The sequence below is a fragment of the Mesorhizobium sp. M7A.F.Ca.ET.027.02.1.1 genome (assembly GCF_004022985.1).
In the GTDB taxonomy this organism is placed as follows: Bacteria; Pseudomonadota; Alphaproteobacteria; order Rhizobiales; family Rhizobiaceae; genus Mesorhizobium.
The window spans coordinates 19,773-37,197 of record NZ_RZOL01000014.1 but is presented as its reverse complement, the minus strand read 5'-3'; the positions used below and the strand labels follow the sequence as shown (position 1 = coordinate 37,197).

Below are 17,425 nucleotides of genomic sequence, written 5' to 3'. Positions count from 1 at the left end.
TCAGAGCTTTACGCGTGCGGCAGAGGCTCTTGGCAGCACGCAAGGGGCAATCAGCGTGAAGCTGAAGCGGCTGGAAGAGCGCGTCGGCAAGAAATTGATCGAGCGCACGCCTCGGCTGGTGCGCTTGTCGGCGCAGGGCGCGGTGTTTCTCCAGCCCGCACGCGACTTCCTCGCGGCACACGATCGCGCCATTGCCAGCCTGTCTTCGGTGCGCCGCCGCTTCACACTGGGCATCGCCACCCATGTCGGGGGCGCGGAAGTCCCGACATTGCTGGCGCGGCTCAATGCGCATGACCCGGCGCTCACCATCGAAGTGCGGCTCGATGATTCGCGCGACCTGCTGGACGCTTTCGATCGCGGTGAGATCGACGCGGCGATCATCCGCCGGGAGGACGACCGGCGCGATGGTGAAGTGCTGGCGCCCGAACATTTCGGCTGGTACGCCGCGCCCGACTTCGTCCACCGGGCCGACGAGCCGCTGCGCCTGGCGGCATCCTCGCCATCCTGCGGTATTCGTAACATCACCACCCGCGCGCTCGACGCTGTCGGAATACCGTGGACGGAGGTGTTCCTCGGCTGCGGCTCCTTCGCCGTTGCCGAAGCCGTCTCGGCCGGCCTCGCAGCCTCGGTATTTTCCTGCCGGCTTGCCCCGTCCGGCACCATCGAGGTCAGCCGGAAATTCGGGCTGCCGGCGCTGCCGCCTTCCGAGATCGTGCTGCTTTCGACGCTGACGGACGCCAAGTCCCGCGAGGCGCTGAGGACGCTTGCAATGGCCTTTCGCGAGCATCGTCCGCCTGTGGCGGGCAATGCCGGACGGCCTCGGTTCCGCAGTTCCCAGATGGTCGACGGACCGGCTTAGGACTCCCCCTCGGACACTAGGGCTGAGACCGGGCGCCCTTGATGCTATTCGGCCGCCGGTGCCAGCGGCCTGACCCTGGCCATCATGGAGCGCAGCACCGCTGGTTTGAGCGGTTTGTTGATCACCGCAATCTCGAGCCCGCCGGCGGCCGTGCGCACCTCATTGGAGCGGTCTGCGGTGACCAGCACGGCCGGCAGGGTGTCGCCATGGATCGCGCGCAGCCTGACGATGATATCGAGGCCGGTTTCGCCGTCGAGATGGTAGTCGGCAAGGACGATGTCCGGGCGGTGTATCTTCGCGGTCTCCAGATCCTTTGAACTGGACACGGTGTCGACGTTGCAACCCCAGCCTTCGAGCAGGAGCCGCATGCCTTCGAGGATACGGGCGTCGTTGTCGATGCACAGCACGTGCAGCCCGGCCAGCGAAGCCGTCGCGCGGGCAGGAACCCTGGCGTCGATCTCGCGTCGCGGTTCCTGCACGGCCGCCACGGGCAGGATGACGGAGAAGCGCGTGCCCTTGCCAGGATTGGAAAAGATCCGGATCTCCAGCCGCAGCACCCGGGCGATGCGGTCGACGATGGAGAGGCCGAGACCGAGGCCCTCGGCCTCGCGCGCGCCCTCGTCGAGCCGGGTGAATTCGCGAAAGACGGTGTTCAGCTTGTCGCCGGCGATGCCGATGCCGGTGTCGATCACCTGGATCTCGGCCAAATCGCCGCGCCGTCTGACGCCAACCAGCACGCGGCCGTGGCGCGTGTATTTGATGGCGTTGGAGACGAGATTCTGGATCAGGCGGCGCAGCAGATTGCGGTCCGTCGTCACTGTCAGCGATGACGGCATGATGGTCAGCGCGAGCTTCTTCTCGGCGGCGAGCGGCCGGAAGTCGTTGCCGATCTGGCGCAGCAATCCGTCGAGGTTGAAGGCGGTATCGTCCGGCTTCATCGCGCCGGCGTCGAGGCGGGAGATGTCGAGCACGGCGCCGAGGATGGTCTCGACCGATTCCAGCGAGGATTCGATGTTCACGGCGGCCTTGCCGGCAGGCCCTTTGCCGGCCTTCTCGATCAGCGAGGAGCAATAGAGCCGGGCGGCGTTGAGCGGCTGCAGGATGTCGTGGCCGGCGGCGGCGAGGAAGCGCGTCTTGCCGAGATTGGCCTCCTCGGCCAGCATCTGCGCCTGCGCCAGCTCCTCATTGACCCGGGTCAACTCCTCGTTGACCCGGGTCAACTCGATGGTGCGGGTCTTGACGCGCTGCTCCAGCGATTCATTGGCACGCTTCAGCGCCAGGTCCTGCTCGACGCGCCCGGAAATGTCGGCATAGGTGGCGACGATGCCGCCGTCCGGCATCGGGTTGGAGCGCAGCTCCAGGATGCGGCCCGAGGTTTTCAGTTCCATCTGCCATGGGCTGACGAAACTGGTCAGCCGGTTGAGCATGGCCACACGCTGATCGGCGGGGATGTCACCGCGTTCGGCGAGATGGCGCAGGATGCGGTCGAGCGAGACGCCGACCTGGCCCATCTCGTCGGGCAGGTCGAACAGCGCCCGGTACTGGCGGTTCCAGCAGATCAGGCGGAAATCGCGGTCGAAGACGGTGATGCCCTGTTCCATCTGGTCGAGCGCGATCTGCAACAGGTCGCGGTTGTGCTGCAGCGCCTCGGTGGCGTCGTCGAGCAAGCGGAAGGCATCTCGGGATTCGCGGTCGTGGCGCCGAAACAGCAGCGACAGGATCAGCCGCGCCGACGAGGAACCGACGGCGCTGGCGAGCAATTGCTCGGAGAAGCGGATGACGTCCATGCTCGCCTGCTCATTGCCGTGCAGCGAGGTTCCGTTGGTCTTTTCGAACGACTGGAAGGAGCGCTCGGTGCGCTCCACGCCGAGATAGCGCCCGATCGTGTCCTTGAGGTCGTTGACGGTGATGGCGGTGCGGAAGCGGCGCAGGCTTGGCATCGGGCCGGCATCGCGCGGCACGAAGATCGACGCCTGGATGCGTTCCAGCGGCACCGATGCGCGCGACAGCGAACCGAGCACGAAGAACACCGCGTTGAGCGACAGGCTCCACAGCACGCCGTGGTTCAGCGGTTCGGCGACGGTGCCGAACAGGGCCTGCGGCCGCAAGGCCTCGAAGCCGAACAGCCCATGCACGATGATGCCGGTATCAGGGGCGGCAAGCGACGGAAACAGCAGCGTGTAGCCCCAGACGAGGATGCCGGCGACCATGCCGAGTGCCGCACCCCGGCCGTTGGCGCCGCGCCAGATCAGCCCGCCGATCAGGGCGGGCGCGAACTGGGCGATGGCCGCGAACGACATCAGGCCGATCGACGACAGTCGCGCGCTGTCGGTGCTCTCGCGGTAGTAGAGGAAGGCGATGAACAGGAGGATGAAGATCGCCCCGCGCCGCACATTGAGGATGAGCGTCGACCAGTCCTCGGTCTCGGAGGTCGAGGTCTTGAGCAGGCGGCGCACGAACAGCGGAATGACGAGGTCGTTGGAGATCATGATCGACAGCGCCACACTTTCGACGATCACCATCGCCGTCGCCGCCGACAGGCCGCCGATGAAAGCCGCCATCGCCAGCACATCATGGCCGCTGAACAGGGGCAGCGACAGCACGTAGAGATCGCTGCTGGTTCCGGTGCCGACCAGCGAAAGGCCGGCGAAGGCGATCGGCAGCACGAACAGGTTGATCGCAACGAGATAGAGCGGGAACACCCATGTCGCGGTGCGCAGTTCGGCCTCGCCGCGGTTCTCGACGATGGTGACGTAGAACTGCCGCGGCAGCATGATGATGGCAAAACCGCTGAGGCAAGTCAGCACCAGCCAGGTGGCGAGCGAAGTGTTGTAGCTCATCGCCTGGCGGACCTGCGCGTTCTCGGCGAGCTTGTCGAACATGTCGCCCGGGCCGCCGAAGATCAGGAAGGTGACCATCAGGCCGATCGCCAGGAAGGCGGCGAGCTTGACCACGGTTTCGCCCGCCACCGCCAGCACCAGCCCGTCCTGGTGTTCGGTGGCGTCGGCGTGACGGGTTCCAAACAGCACCGCAAACAGCGCCAGGAGCATGGCGACGACCAACGAGATGTCGCTGACGAAGGGATCGAACGAAGGCGGCGATCCCGTATAGTGCTCGACCATCAGGCTGACCGAACCGGAGATCGCCTTCAACTGCAGCGCGATATAGGGCACCGCGCCGATGGTGGCGATCAACGTGGCGATCGCCGCGACGGTGAAACTCTTGCCGTAGCGCGCGCCGAGGAAATCCGCGATTGAGGTGATCTTCTCGGTCTTGGCCAGCCGCACGATGCGGTTGAGCAGCGGAAAGCCGAACACGAACACCAGCACCGGGCCGGTATAGATGCCGAGGAATTCGAGGCCGCGCTCGGAGGAGAGGCCGACCGAACCGAAGAAGGTCCAGGACGTGCAATAGATCGCCAGGCTGAGCGCGTAGATGAAGGGCCGGGCTCGACTCGGCCCTGAAATGGCCGAGCGGCGGTCGCCCAGGCTGGCGATGGCGAACAGCAGCGTCACATAGGCGATCGCGATGATGACGATGAACAAGCCCTGCACGCCGGCAAGATCCTCCCTGTGCCGAATTTCAACCCGGCTTGCCCAGACGCAATCACAGCTTGGCTTCCGAGTCCATCACGGCTTTGGGTGCATGAAGGCCGCGGTTTCCGGGAGTGCCGCCGGGTAAGGAGAAACCGGTTGCTTTCTCTTTTTTGCCGATGTTGCAACCGCAGGTTTTTGTTATGTTGCCTCAGGTCGATGCCGCAAGGACGGAAACGGCAGTTCGGCCGGTCACGACAAGGAGGGTCGAATGCTGAAAGAATTCCAAGAATTCATTTCCAAGGGCAATGTGATGGACTTGGCCGTCGGTGTCATCATCGGCGCGGCCTTCGGCAAGATCGTCGATTCCCTTGTCAACGACATCATCATGCCGATCGTCGGTGCAATTTTCGGCGGATTGGACTTCAACAACTATTTCTTCGGACTGTCCTCAGCCGTCAACGCGACCTCGCTGGCGGACGCCAAGAAGCAGGGCGCGGTCTTTGCCTATGGCAGCTTCATCACCGTGGCGCTGAACTTCCTCATCCTCGCTTTCATCATCTTCCTGATGGTCAAGGCGGTGAACAACATGCGCAAGCGGCTTGAGCGCGAGAAGCCCGCTGCACCGGCCGCTCCGCCGCCCGCCGACGTCGCGCTGCTCACTGAAATTCGCGATCTGCTCGCCAGGCGCTGACCACGGGCGGCATTTGCTGGACCAAAACCCCGGTCGTTCGCGGCCGGGGTTTTCTGTTTTCGCATCTGGTAAGGACCGCTGACGAAAACCGCAGATCAAAACGGACCCGCCAATGACCCTGATCGACAGCTTGCGTACCGAGGCCCGTGCGGCACCCGAAAGCGGCATTGTCGCCGTCGTCAATTACGGCCGCCTGCGCGAAGGCATGATTCCGCTCTGGGCCGGCGAGGGCGACCTGCCGACGCCAGCCTTCATCACCGATGCCGCGTCGAAGGCGCTGGCCGGCGGCGAGACATTCTACACCTGGCAAAGGGGCATCCCCGATCTCAGGCAGGCGCTCTCCCGATACTATGCCAGGCATTTCGGCAAGACCTTCCCGGAGGAAGAATTCATCGTCACCGGCTCCGGCATGCATGCCATCCAGCTGGCGCTCGACGCGCTCGCCGGCGTGGGCGACGAGGTGGTTTATCTGTCGCCGGCCTGGCCGAATTTCGATGCCGCGGCAGCGATAGCGGGAGCCATTCCAGTCGCGGTCACGCTCGATCATTCCGGCAATGGCTGGTCCTGCGACGTCGAGAAGATCGCGGCTTCGATCACGCCGCGCACAAAGGCGCTGTTCATCAACACGCCGTCGAACCCAACCGGCTGGACCGCCGATCATGAGACCTTGCAGGCCATCCTCAATCTGGCACGCGCGAAAAACCTCTGGATCATCGCCGACGAGATCTATTCGCTTTTCCACTATGGCCACGGCCGCGCGCCGTCCTTCCTCGACATCGCGTCGGCGGAAGACCGCATCCTGTACGTCAACTCCTTCTCCAAGAACTGGGCGATGACCGGCTGGCGCGTCGGCTGGATCAAGACGCATCCGAGCTTGCAGCAGGTGTTCGAGAACCTGATCCAGTATTCGAACTCCGGCGTCGCCCAGTTCATGCAGCGCGGCGCGGCCGCCGCCCTTGACGAGGGCGATGCCTTCGTTGCCGAACAGGTGGAGCGGGCGCGCAAGGCGCGCGACCTTGTCTGCGGCATTCTCGGCGCCACCGGCCGCGCCCGGTTCACGGTGCCGCAGGGCGCGTTCTATCTGTTTTTCACTGTCGACGGCATCACCGATTCACGCACCGCTGCCTTCGACATTGTCGACAAGGCCAATGTCGGCCTGGCGCCAGGCACCGCTTTCGGCCCCGGCGGCGAGGCGTTTTTGCGGTTGTGTTTCCACCGCCGCCTCGATCAGGTCGAGGAAGCGGCACACCGGCTGGCGAAGTGGATGAAGGTAGTTTGAGCCGTCGACGAAGCGCGGATTGAAAATCGCTCCGGCGAGCCAGATAGCCGCCGGAGTAGAGTTTCAAACGGCTTCAGCCACCTGACTTGGGGACCAGCAGGGGAATGATGCGGTCGCTTTTGGCCACCGAAGGCCGCCCGGCGGAGCCATAGGGGATGCCGAGCGCATCCCAGGTCTCGACCAGCGCATCCTGCAATTCGGCGATCAGTGCATCGGAATGGAACGGCGTCGGCGTGATGCGCAGCCGCTCGGTGCCGCGCGGCACGGTCGGGTAGTTGATCGGCTGGATGTAGATGCCGTGCACGCCGAGCAGGCGGTCGCTGGCCATCTTGCAGGCCTCGGGATCGCCGACCAGCAGCGGCACGATGTGGGTCGGCGAGTCCATCACCGGCAGGCCGGCGGCCGACAGGATCTGCTTGGTTCGGCTCGCCTGCTGCTGCTGGGCGTCGCGCTCGGCCTGCGAGCGCTTGAGATGGCGGATCGACGCGGTCGCGGCAGCCGCGATCGCCGGCGGCAGTGCCGTGGTGAAGATGAAGCCCGGCGCATAGGAACGCACGGCGTCGATCACGGCGCTGGTGCCGGTGATGTAGCCGCCCAGCGTGCCGAACGCCTTGGCCAGCGTGCCTTCGATGATGTCGATGCGGTCGGCCAGGCCTTCGCGCTCGGTGATGCCGCCGCCGCGCGGCCCGTACATGCCGACGGCATGGACCTCGTCGATATAGGTCATGGCGTTGTAGCGCTCGGCGAGCTCGACGATCTCTTTGATCGGCGCGATGTCGCCATCCATCGAGTAGACGCTTTCGAAGACGATCAGCTTGGCGCGTTCGCGTCCAGCCGCCTGCAAAAGGCTTTCCAGATGCGCGACGTCGTTGTGGCGGAAGATCTTCTTCTCGGCGCCGGAACGCCGCACGCCTTCGATCATCGAGGCGTGGTTCAGTTCGTCCGAGATGATCAGGCAGTTGGGCAAAAGCTTCGCGATGGTCGAGATCGAGGCTTCGTTGGAGACGAAACCGGAGGTGAAGACCAGTGCCGCTTCCTTGTCGTGCAGGTCGGCAAGCTCCACCTCGAGCTCGACCAGCGGGTTCGACGTGCCGGAAATGTTGCGGGTGCCGCCGGCGCCCGAACCCATCTTGCCAGCGGTATTCTGGAACGCGGCGATGACGTCGGGATGCTGGCCCATGCCGAGATAGTCGTTGGAGCACCAGACGGTGATTTCCTCGGCGCGGCCATTGGAACGCCAGATGGCGCGCGGGAACTTGCCCGCGATCCGCTCCAGGTCGGCGAAAACGCGGTAGCGACGCTCGGCATGGAGCTGGTCGATCGCTTCCTCGAAGAACCGCTGATAGTTCATATAGGCTTCCCAATTTTTGCGCGGGATCATAATCATTGGCCTGTTGGTCGTCCACCTGGCCTTTTTGGTCAAAATGCCACGCCCCGGACCTGTTCCTAACGATCACGGATCGTGGCCTATTCCCTTGATGTGGATCAACTTTGTTTCAGGACGATGCCCCTAGCCGGCGATGCCGGTTACCACGGTTTCAATGGTTATGAGGCGGGCTTTCCAGTAGAGCGGGGGTTGAGACAGTTTCCGATAAATCTTGGATAAGCGAGGACGCGGATGACGGTTTTGGTTACAGGCGGTGCCGGTTATATCGGCAGCCACATGGTCTGGGAGTTGCTTGATGCCGGCGAGAGCGTGGTCGTCCTCGATCGCCTTTCCACCGGTTTTGAATGGGCGGTGGCGCCGGAGGCGAAGCTGGTCGTCGGCGACGTCGCCGACAGGGAATTGGTCGGCTCGGTCATCAGGGAGAACAAGGTCGACGCGATCATTCATTTCGCCGGCTCGATCGTGGTTCCGGAATCGGTCGCCGACCCGCTCAGCTACTACGAGAACAACACCTCGAAGACGCGCACGCTGATCGAAACCGCGGTGCGCGAAGGCGTGCCCAATTTCATTTTTTCATCGACCGCCGCCGTCTATGGCGGGGCCGGGCTGGAGCCGGTGCGCGAGGACGCCCGCCTGTCGCCGGAATCGCCCTATGGCCTGTCCAAGCTGATGAGTGAGTGGATGCTGCGCGACGCGTCGATCGCGCATGGCCTGCGCTATACCGCGCTGCGCTACTTCAACGTCGCCGGCGCCGACCCGAAGGGCCGCACCGGCCAGTCGACGCCGGGCGCCACCCATCTGATCAAGGTCGCCTGCGAGACGGCACTTGGCAAGCGGCCGTTCATGCAGGTGTTCGGCACCGATTATCCGACGCCGGACGGCACCTGCATGCGCGACTACATCCATGTCAGCGACCTGGCGGCGGCGCATCGCCTGGCCTTGCAGCGGCTGCGTGCCGGGGGACAAAGCCTCGTCGCCAATTGCGGCTACAGCCATGGCTACTCGGTGCTCGAGGTCATCGACAGCGTGCGCCGCGCCTTCGGCCATGATTTCGAGGTGAAGATGGGCGATCGCCGTCCCGGCGACGCCGCGGCGGTGGTCGCCAATTCGGATCTCGCCCGCGCTGAACTCGGCTGGACCCCGCAACGCGACGATCTCGACCAGATCGTCGCCGACGCGCTCGCCTGGGAGCGCATCTTGACCGGCAAGAACTCCGCGCGCGGCTGAGCCGGGTTCTCCCAAGGGCTCGCAAGGCGGGCAGCGAAGCGCTATTGAAGGCGTTCGCGGCAAGGTGCGGAGGCGCCGCGCCGCGAGGATTCTTGGGGGATGGCATGAAAATAACGGTGCTCGGGGCCGGTGTCGTCGGTACGGCGGCCGCCTATTATCTGGCCAGCGACGGCCATGAGGTGACAGTGATCGAGCGCCATCCGGCGGCGGCACAAGGCACCAGCCAGTCCAATGCCGGCCTGGTGTCACCGGGTGACGCCACCGCCTGGGCCTCGCCGGCGGCTTTGAAGACTTTCCTGCGCGGGCTCTACAACCATGATCTCGGCATCAAGGTCAGGCTGCGCCTCGATCCCTATTTCCTCGCCTGGAGCCTGCGTTTCCTGCGCCAGTGCACGGTGGCGCGCCTGCGCGCCAACACCGACATCAAGCTCAGGCTCGCGCTCTATTCGCGTGACTGCATCAATGCGCTTTCGGAAGCGACCGGCATCCACTACGACGAGCGCAAGAAGGGCATCCTCTATTTCTTCCGCTCGCAAAAGAGCCTCGACACCGGTACCGACAATTACCGTTATCTTGCCAAGCACGGCCTGCCGATCGAAATCGTCGGCCGCGACCGGCTGGTCGAACTGGAACCAGGCCTTGCCGGCGTCAAGGACAAGATTGCCGGGGGCGTCTATTCGCCAACCGACCAGACCGGAGATTCCAAGCAGTTTGTCGACAGGCTGGCCGCCTATGCTGCCGAGAAGCTCGGCGTCAAATTCCTGTTCGGCACGACAGTCGAAGGCCTCGACATCGAGGGCGATCATGTGCGCGCGGTGATGACGTCGGCCGGCCCGGTCGCCGGCGATGCCGTGGTCATCTCGATGGGACCGGAGAGCGGCCTGCTCGGGCGCCGTTACGGCATCGACCTGCCTGTCTATCCGGTAAAGGGCTATACCGCGACGATTCCCCTGGAGGACGAAAGCAAGGGACCGACCATGGGCGGCGCCGACGAGGACCGGCTGATCGGCTATTCCAGGCTGGGCAACCGCTTGCGGATGTCCTCGACGGCTGAATTCACCGGCTTCGACCGAACTTTCAAGCCCGCCGATTTCAAGACGATCATCAGCACCGGCAAGGATCTTTTCCCGGGTGCCTTCGACGAGAAGAAGGCTGTGTTCTGGGCCGGTCTGCGGCCGATGATGCCCAACTCGGTGCCGGTCATCGGCCAGGCTCGCTACAAGAATCTCTATCTCGACACCGGCCACGGCCATGTCGGCTGGACCATGGCCTGCGGCTCGGGGAAATTCCTTGCCGACCTCGTTTCCGGCCGCAAGCCGGAGATCGACCCGCAGGGGCTGGTCTACGGGGGGTAGTGATGTCGGGACCGCAAGTCGCTATCGACCTTGGCCGCATCGAGCGCAATGCGCGCACGATCGTCGAGCGCTGCGCGCTGTCGGGCATAAAAGTGTTCGGCGTTACCAAGGGCACTTGCGGCATGCCGCAAGTGGCGCGCGCCATGTTGCGCGGCGGTGTCGCCGGCATCGCCGAATCGCGTTTCGAGAACATCCGCCGGCTGCGCGACAGCGGCATCAACGCGCCGATCATGCTGTTGCGCAGCCCGCCGATGGCGCGTGTCGAGGAGGTGGTGCGCACCGTCGACATCAGTCTGCAGTCGGAACTCGCCACCATCCGCGAGATATCGCGCATCGCCGAGCGCATGGGCCGCATCCACGACATCATGCTGATGATCGATCTCGGAGATCTGCGCGAAGGCATCTGGCCGAACGACCTGATCCCGACCGTCGAGCAGATACTGCAGTTCAAGGGCGTTCGCATTGCCGGCATCGGCACCAATCTCGGCTGCTTCGGCGCCATCATGCCGACGCCGGAAAATCTCGGCCAGCTCGTTGCCCACGCCTACAAGACCGAGCGCCTGTCCGGCAGAAGCCTCGACGTGATCTCCGGCGGCGCCTCGTCGTCGCTGCCGCTGCTGCTCGAAGGCAGGTTGCCGGCCGGCATCAACAACCTGCGGGTCGGCGAGGCGATCCTGCAGGGTGGTGTCGAGACCTTCCGCGACACGCCGTGGGCGGAGCTCGAACCCGATGCCTGCCGGCTGACAAGCGACATCATCGAGGTCAAGCTCAAGCCGTCACGGCCGATCGGCCAATCGGGTTACGACGCCTTCGGCAACCAGCCGGTCTTCCCCGACGAAGGCGACAGGCTGCGCGCCATCGCCAATATCGGCCGTGAGGATGTGCTGGTCGAGGGACTGACGCCGATCGCCAGGGGGATAAGGGTGCTCGGCGCCTCCAGCGATCATCTGCTTTTGGATGTCGCCGATGCCGACCCGAGGCCCTCCGTCGGCGACCGCGTCGCCTTCCGCATGAGCTATGGCGCCATGCTTTTGGCGATGACCTCGGAATATGTCGAGAAGGCCCCGATGCACGACGTCGAGGATTTTTCCGGCCGTAAGATGGTGCAGATCACGGCCGGGCAGGGGGCCGCCGGCATCCTGGCCCGGGAAAGCACCGGCGCCCGGCTGGAAGCGATGAACTTCGACGTGGTGGAACTCGCCGATGTCGAGCGGCCGCCATCGGGGCTGGTCCGGCTGATTGCCGGCGTCGATCGTCGCATCGCCCACAAGGCGCTGACCGCGACGGCGCGCGCGACGCATTCTTTCGGCCTGATCTGGATCGATTCCATCGCCGCCCTGATGCCAGAGGACGAGGAGGGCATCGACCTGCCGGAATGTTCGGTCCTGGCGCGATCGCTCGGGCTCGATCACAAGGCCGGCGCGCTGCAGCCGCAGCTGTCGCCGGAAAATGTCGTCATCGTCGGCCTGCGCCACGCCGATCCGGCCGAGGCGCGGGTGCTGAAGGATTCGCGCGTGTCGGCCTTCACCATGACCGACATCGACGCCATGGGCATGCGCGACCTGATGCATGAAGCGATCCGCATCGCCACCTCAGGCACGCAAGGCTTTCATGTCAGCTATTCGCCGACCGCAACCGAATTCGCCGGCTGGGCTGCGGGCTCCGGCGGGCTGACCGTGCGCGAAACGCACCAGGCGATGGAGGCGATCGCGCTCTCCGGTGGCTTGCTGTCGATGGATGTTTCGGGCCTGACGGCGGATCTGGAGCCGCGGATCGGCACCGACGCGGTCAACTTCGTCATGTCGGCTTTCGGCAAACGGATTCTCTGATCAGCCCTGCGCTTCGACTGCCCCCCGCCATGCGCTGACATAGTCGGCCCAGGCCGGGTCTACAGGCGGTTCTATTCTTTCGCCCTTGCCGTGCGTCGCCGGCCGATCGGATGCCAGCAGCGCGGCGCCGATGCTGGTGCCGGTGGCGGCCTCGGACCCAACAACGGCGCGCGCCGTGGCTGCCGCCAGCATGCCGACAAAGAGCCGGTTGCGGGCAAAGGGGCCTTCGACCGTGGTCGGGCCGTCCGCGCCGATCAACTCGAGGCAGGTTGCCGTCATCAATGCCAGATAGAACGAGATGGCGGCAAAGCGCTGGCCGCTGTTCAGGCCGTCGGCATTGACCCATGCCGCGGCATGGTGCGGGAACGGCCCCGAGCCTTGCTGGGTCGACGGCAGCAGCAGCATCTTTCGCGCCAGCACGGCGCCGACATCATCCTCGGTCCACTGCTCCGGCTGGTCCTTTGTCAGCACGGAAAACTCGCGGCCGCCCATGAAGCGCGCCGAGGGAACGGGATCGCCGAGTGCGTTGACATTGACCAGCGTGTCGCGCGCTGCATCCAGCGCAATCTGTTTGCCGCCGACCCCCATCGACACCACCCAGGTGCCGGTCGAGACGACGGAGAAAGGCGGTTTGTCGGAGAGAAGATGCGGCAGCAGCGAGGCGTTGGAATCATGCAGGCCGCAGAACACCGGCGTTTGCGGATCCAGTCCGGTTCGCATCGCAACACTGGGCAGGATCGGGCCGAGGCGGTCGCTGGCCGGCCGCACCGGCGCCATCAGCCCGCGCCATTCCAGCCTGTCGACCAATGATGAAAAATCCGCCGTCCAAGGGTTCCACAGATCGGTGTGGCAGCCGAGCGAAGTCACCTCGTTGGCGGCGACACCGGTCAGGCGCAACGCCCAGTATTGCGGATACATCAGCATCGCGGCGGCCCTGGCGAATTCCGCCGGGAAGCTTTTCTGCTGCCAGAAGAATTGTGCTCCGAGATTGAGGCCGAGCGGCAGGCGCGGCGTGCCGGTCTCGGCGAAAGGGGGGCGGATCGCGTCATAATCCGGTGCCAGTCTATCAGGGCCATCGAACTCATAGTCGAGCACAGGCAGCACCAGTTCACCCGCCGCGTCGACCAGCACGCCGGTCGCGCCATGGGTGGTGATCGAAATGGCGTCGATGCGCTGTTCGCGGTTGAGACCGGCAAGGCTTTCGAGGATGAATGCCCACAAGGCCTCGACATCGTGATGCGGGTAGGGCGCCTGTCGCACCGGCGCATTGGACATGCGGCGCAGCGCCACCTCGCTCAACGTCGCGAGGTCGACCAGCGCCACCTTGGCGTTGGTCTTGCCGATGTCGATGACGGCGATGTGGCGCATCGCACTCATGCCATGTGGAACACGGTTTCCAACGGCACGGCCACCGGCTCGTTGTCCGGCCTGGTTTCCATGATGTCGGCCATTTCAGCCCACCAGCGCTGCATCACCGGATATCCGGGCAATTCGTCCATGCCGTGGTCGTCACGCCGCCACAGAACACCGAACAGGATATTGCTCTCCTCGTCGAGATGGATGGAATAATCGGAGACGCCGGCCTGCTTCAGCAGCGCGACCAGTGACGGCCAGATCTCGTCGTGGCGCTTCTTGTACTCGGCCTTCATGCCGGGCTTCAGCTTCATTTTGAACGCGTATTTCTGCGGCATCAGCGCCCTCCGCGCAATCGCCGCCAGACGATCGGCAAGGCGATGACGATGATCAGCAGCAGACCTATAAAGATCGACATGACGATGCCGGGCACATTGAGCAGGCCGAGCCCGAAGGTCACCAGTCCCATGATGAAGGCTGCGAGCACGACCCCAACAATGCTGCCGGCGCCGCCGAGGATACTGACGCCGCCGAGCACCACCATGGTGATGACTTCCAGCTCGTAGCCCTGCGCGATCGATGGCCGCGTCGAGCCGAGCCGCGAGGTGATCAGCACCGAGGCGATGCCCGACATCAGCCCGGTCAGGCAGAACAGGATGAACTTGGTGCGGCCGACGCGCACGCCGGAAAACTGCGCAGCTATCGGATTGTTGCCGATGGCGAAGACGCGTCGGCCGAAACTCGTACGGTGCAGCAGGAACCAGTAGACGACGGCCGCAATGAGGAAGAGCACCAGCTCGAACGACACCACCCACCAGACATAGCCCTGGCCGAAGAAGGCGAAGCTTGAGGGATAGCCCTTGTAGGCCTGGTCTCCGAGGATGATGAAGGCGATGCCGCGAAACAGGCTCATCGTGCCGATGGTGACGACGATCGACGGCAGACCGAGCCTTGTCACCAGCAGACCGTTGAAGGCGCCGCAGCCGAGCCCGACGACGATGCCGATCGCTACCAGCACCGGCGTGCCGGCGCCGGCCTGCACCGCCATGCCCATCATCGTCGACGCCAGCGCAATGATGGCGGCCACCGACAGATCGATCTCGCCCGAGATGATCAGCAGCGCCATGGCGAAGGCGATCAGGCCTTTCTCTGTGAAATTGAAGGTGAGATCGGACAGCGAATACGGGTCGAGGAAATAGGGCGAGGCGAAGCTGTTGATGGCGAAGATGGCGACGGCCACAACGACCAGCAGCGCTTCCCAGGAAAAGATCGCCGAACGGAACGGCTTGTCGAGCCGGTCGGGAATGTGGCGCGGGGCAGGGATGTCGGTCACGCCTCCACCTTTCTGAGGATGATGCGGCCTTGCTGGCGTTCGCCGCGCGCATTGAGCACGACGGCCAGGATGATGGCGCTGCCAGAAATCGCCATCTGCCAGAAGGGCGAGATGTTGATGACCGGCAGCGCGTTGGAGATGATGCCGAGGAACAATGCGCCGAGCACCGCGCCGCCGACCGAGCCGATGCCGCCGGCGATCGAGATGCCGCCGATGACGCAGGCGGCGATGATGTTGAGCTCATAGCCATTGGCGACCTCGACCGACGCGATCACATAGCGCGAGATCCAGAGATAGCCTGACAGGCCGCCGATCATGCCGGAGATGCAGAAGACGATGAACTTGGTGCGGCCGACATCGATGCCGGCATAGACGGAAGCCGTCGGGTTTACGCCGATGGCATAGATCGAGCGGCCGAGCGCGGTGCGCGTCATCAGGACGAAGAACAGCGCAATGACCAGGATGGCGATCCACGACAGCACCGGAATGCCGAGGAAGGCGGCGCGCTGAAAGCCGATGAAGTCCGGGCTCATCTTGTCGGCATTGACCCAGGCGCCACCGGACAGCACGAAGGTCGCGCCGCGATAGATGGTCAGCGTGCCCAATGTCACCACGATCGAAGGGATGTTCAGCCGCCTGACCAAAAGGCCGTTGATGGCGCCGAGCGCCAGACCGACGGCCAGCGCAATGACGATCAGCAGCGGGATCGGGATCGCCGGATGCGCGGCGTTCAGCATCGCCACCACCATGCCGGTGAAGCAGAGATTGGACGCCATCGACAGATCGATCGACCGGGTCAGGATGACCACCATCTGGCCGAGCGCCAGGATCATCAGGATCGAGGTGTCGTTGAACACCTGACGCAGATTGCCGGGGTCGGCAAAGGCCGGGAAACGCGTCGAAATCAGGCCGATCAGCACGACGATGGCCGCCAACAGCCAGATTTCACGGTATTTCAGGAAAGCCTTCATGCCGCGATCCCCGCTGCCGTCCGAACCAGCGTCTCGGCGTCCAACCCCTTGTTGTCGTAGACCGCCGCGACGAGCCCCTCGCGCATGACCACGACGCGGTCGGACATGCCGAGGATTTCGGGCAGCTCGGAGGACACCATGATCACCGACAGGCCTTGCGCCACCAACTCGGCCATGAAGCCGTGCACGGCGGCCTTCGAGCCGATGTCGATGCCCTTGGTCGGCTCGTCCAGGATGATCACCTTGGGCGACGTCGCCAGCCATTTGGCGATGACGATCTTCTGCTGGTTGCCGCCCGACAGCGTGCCGACGTCCTGGCTGAGCGAGGAGGCCCTGAGGTCGAGCCGCTCGGTGTAGGAGCGGGCCAGATCGAACTCCTCCGACAGCCGCAGCAGGCCGGACTTCGATGTGCGCTTGAGTGAAGGCAGCGAGACGTTCTGGAAGATCGGCAGGCCGATCACCACGCCTTGCTTGCCGCGTTCTTCGGGCACGTAGACGATCCCGGCATCGATCGAATCCGCCGCCGATTTCGGCGCGAGCGTCTTGCCTTCCAGCGTGATCGTGCCGGCTGATGTGCGGGTGATGCCCGATATCGCCTGCATCACCTCGCTGCGGCCGGCGCCGACCAGGCCGTAGAAGCCGAGGATCTCGCCCTTGTGCAGTTCGAAGCCAATGTCGTTGAATTCGGTCGGATGCGACAGGCCGGAAACGGAGAGCACCGGCGCGCCTATCTCGGCCTTGCGCTGCGGGAAGATGTGATCGACCGCGCGGCCGACCATCAGGCGCACGATCTGGCTCTGGCCGGCATCCTTGATCAGGCCTTCGCCGACCATCTCGCCATCGCGGAACACCGTGTAGCGGTCGGCGATACGGTAGATCTCGTCGAACTTGTGGCTGATGAACAGGATCGCCTTTCCGTCGCTCTTGAGGAACTCGATCAGCAAAAAGAGCTCCTCGATCTCCTTCATCGAGAGCGCGGCGGTCGGCTCGTCCATGATGACGATCTGCGCGTCGATCGACATGGCGCGCGCGACGGCGACCAGATGTTTGTTGGCGATGCCGAGGTCCTTCAACCGCGCGTCGGCGTCGATATGGCCGGCATGCATGGTGTCGAGCACTTCGCGCGCATTTTTGCGCATCGTGCGCCAGTCGATGGTGCGCAAACGCGTGCGCGGCGCATGGCCGAGAAAGATGTTTTCGGCGACGCTCAGATCGTCGAACAGCACGGTTTCCTGGTGGATGGCGGTGACGCCATGGCCAAAGGCGGCATGCGCGCTGGGCAGGGTGACGGCCTGGCCGTCGATGCTGATGGTACCTCCGTCGGGCTGGTAGATGCCGGTCATGATCTTGACCAGCGTCGACTTGCCGGCGCCGTTTTCGCCGATCAGCGCCGTCACCTGGCCGGGGTAGAGCGACAGGCTGACATTGTGCAGCGCGCGCACGCCGGGAAAGCTTTTTGAGATGCCGGACAGCGTCAGGCGTGGAGCCGGGGCCGGAGGCCGCTCCTTCACCGCGCTGTGTTGGGCTGTCGTGTCCATAATCGTATCAAGCCCTGAAACAAGGTTCGTTTAAAGTCGCGGCGGGACGTGAGCCCCGCCGCGTCAG

General features: G+C 64.4%; 13 protein-coding genes. 6 read left to right on the top strand and 7 right to left on the bottom strand.

What is annotated here, in order from left to right; all coding sequences use genetic code 11:
• On the top strand, positions 1 to 859 hold an 859-nt coding region (locus tag EN749_RS03430; protein ID WP_128362568.1), incomplete at its 5' end, for a LysR substrate-binding domain-containing protein.
• Positions 860 to 903: 44 nt separating this feature from the next.
• Here EN749_RS03430 and EN749_RS03425 read toward each other — a convergent pair.
• Positions 904 to 4,413, bottom strand: a complete 3,510-nt coding sequence (locus EN749_RS03425) for a PAS domain-containing hybrid sensor histidine kinase/response regulator (protein WP_128362567.1) — start codon at positions 4,411 to 4,413, stop codon at positions 904 to 906.
• 250 nt (positions 4,414 to 4,663) lie between these two features.
• Here EN749_RS03425 and mscL point away from each other — a divergent pair, with 250 nt between their 5' ends.
• Both mscL and EN749_RS03415 read left to right on the top strand, forming a co-directional pair.
• Positions 4,664 to 5,086 carry a large conductance mechanosensitive channel protein MscL gene (gene mscL, locus EN749_RS03420; RefSeq protein ID WP_027038576.1) on the top strand — a complete coding sequence of 141 codons (423 nt, stop codon included), beginning with the start codon at positions 4,664 to 4,666 and terminating at the stop codon, positions 5,084 to 5,086.
• Between the two features lie 112 nt (positions 5,087 to 5,198).
• Complete coding sequence (locus EN749_RS03415) at positions 5,199 to 6,365, top strand: pyridoxal phosphate-dependent aminotransferase (protein ID WP_127399275.1); 1,167 nt, start codon at positions 5,199 to 5,201, stop codon at positions 6,363 to 6,365.
• Positions 6,366 to 6,438: 73 nt separating this feature from the next.
• Here the strand turns inward: EN749_RS03415 and hemA are convergent, their stop codons facing one another.
• Complete coding sequence (gene hemA / locus EN749_RS03410; RefSeq protein ID WP_127270796.1) at positions 6,439 to 7,716, bottom strand: 5-aminolevulinate synthase; 1,278 nt, start codon at positions 7,714 to 7,716, stop codon at positions 6,439 to 6,441.
• A 267-nt stretch (positions 7,717 to 7,983) separates the two neighbouring features.
• Between hemA and galE the strand changes: the two genes are divergently transcribed.
• The 3 genes from galE to EN749_RS03395 all read left to right on the top strand — a co-directional run bounded on the left by galE (position 7,984) and on the right by EN749_RS03395 (position 12,163).
• On the top strand, positions 7,984 to 8,979 hold the full coding sequence (gene galE, locus EN749_RS03405) for a UDP-glucose 4-epimerase GalE (protein WP_127320762.1): 996 nt from the start codon (positions 7,984 to 7,986) through the stop codon (positions 8,977 to 8,979).
• Positions 8,980 to 9,083: 104 nt separating this feature from the next.
• Complete coding sequence (locus EN749_RS03400) at positions 9,084 to 10,334, top strand: D-amino acid dehydrogenase (protein WP_128362566.1); 1,251 nt, start codon at positions 9,084 to 9,086, stop codon at positions 10,332 to 10,334.
• A gap of 2 nt (positions 10,335 to 10,336) precedes the next feature.
• Positions 10,337 to 12,163, top strand: coding sequence for an alanine racemase (locus EN749_RS03395; protein WP_127271726.1), 1,827 nt, complete (start codon positions 10,337 to 10,339; stop codon positions 12,161 to 12,163).
• On the opposite strand, the gene EN749_RS03390 is transcribed toward EN749_RS03395, so the two are convergent.
• From EN749_RS03390 to EN749_RS03370, 5 genes are read right to left on the bottom strand one after another with little or no spacing between them, the layout of a single operon-like run.
• Positions 12,164 to 13,540, bottom strand: a complete 1,377-nt coding sequence (locus EN749_RS03390) for an FGGY-family carbohydrate kinase (protein WP_127396710.1) — start codon at positions 13,538 to 13,540, stop codon at positions 12,164 to 12,166.
• Positions 13,537 to 13,854: an L-rhamnose mutarotase gene (gene rhaM / locus EN749_RS03385; RefSeq protein ID WP_128362565.1), complete on the bottom strand. Its 318-nt coding sequence runs from the start codon at positions 13,852 to 13,854 to the stop codon at positions 13,537 to 13,539. Before rhaM ends, EN749_RS03390 begins: the two co-directional genes overlap by 4 nt.
• On the bottom strand, positions 13,854 to 14,849 hold the full coding sequence (locus EN749_RS03380) for an ABC transporter permease (protein WP_127396711.1): 996 nt from the start codon (positions 14,847 to 14,849) through the stop codon (positions 13,854 to 13,856). Before EN749_RS03380 ends, rhaM begins: the two co-directional genes overlap by 1 nt.
• Entirely contained in the window at positions 14,846 to 15,820 is a 975-nt protein-coding gene (locus EN749_RS03375) for an ABC transporter permease (RefSeq protein WP_128362564.1), read from the bottom strand. Before EN749_RS03375 ends, EN749_RS03380 begins: the two co-directional genes overlap by 4 nt.
• Entirely contained in the window at positions 15,817 to 17,358 is a 1,542-nt protein-coding gene (locus tag EN749_RS03370; RefSeq protein WP_128362563.1) for a sugar ABC transporter ATP-binding protein, read from the bottom strand. The genes EN749_RS03375 and EN749_RS03370 overlap by 4 nt, the downstream gene beginning before the upstream one ends.
• Between the last annotated feature and the right edge of the window lie 67 nt (positions 17,359 to 17,425).

Excerpts from the sequence above, each read along its gene's own strand:
- mscL (WP_027038576.1), top strand. The coding sequence starts at position 4,664 with ATGCTGAAAGAATTCCAAGAATTCATTTCCAAGGGCAATGTGATGGAC.
- EN749_RS03415 (WP_127399275.1), top strand. The coding sequence starts at position 5,199 with ATGACCCTGATCGACAGCTTGCGTACCGAGGCCCGTGCGGCACCCGAA.
- hemA (WP_127270796.1), bottom strand. The coding sequence starts at position 7,716 with ATGAACTATCAGCGGTTCTTCGAGGAAGCGATCGACCAGCTCCATGCC.
- galE (WP_127320762.1), top strand. The coding sequence starts at position 7,984 with ATGACGGTTTTGGTTACAGGCGGTGCCGGTTATATCGGCAGCCACATG.
- EN749_RS03400 (WP_128362566.1), top strand. The coding sequence starts at position 9,084 with ATGAAAATAACGGTGCTCGGGGCCGGTGTCGTCGGTACGGCGGCCGCC.
- EN749_RS03395 (WP_127271726.1), top strand. The coding sequence starts at position 10,337 with ATGTCGGGACCGCAAGTCGCTATCGACCTTGGCCGCATCGAGCGCAAT.
- EN749_RS03390 (WP_127396710.1), bottom strand. The coding sequence starts at position 13,540 with ATGAGTGCGATGCGCCACATCGCCGTCATCGACATCGGCAAGACCAAC.
- rhaM (WP_128362565.1), bottom strand. The coding sequence starts at position 13,854 with ATGCCGCAGAAATACGCGTTCAAAATGAAGCTGAAGCCCGGCATGAAG.
- EN749_RS03375 (WP_128362564.1), bottom strand. The coding sequence starts at position 15,820 with ATGAAGGCTTTCCTGAAATACCGTGAAATCTGGCTGTTGGCGGCCATC.
- EN749_RS03370 (WP_128362563.1), bottom strand. The coding sequence starts at position 17,358 with ATGGACACGACAGCCCAACACAGCGCGGTGAAGGAGCGGCCTCCGGCC.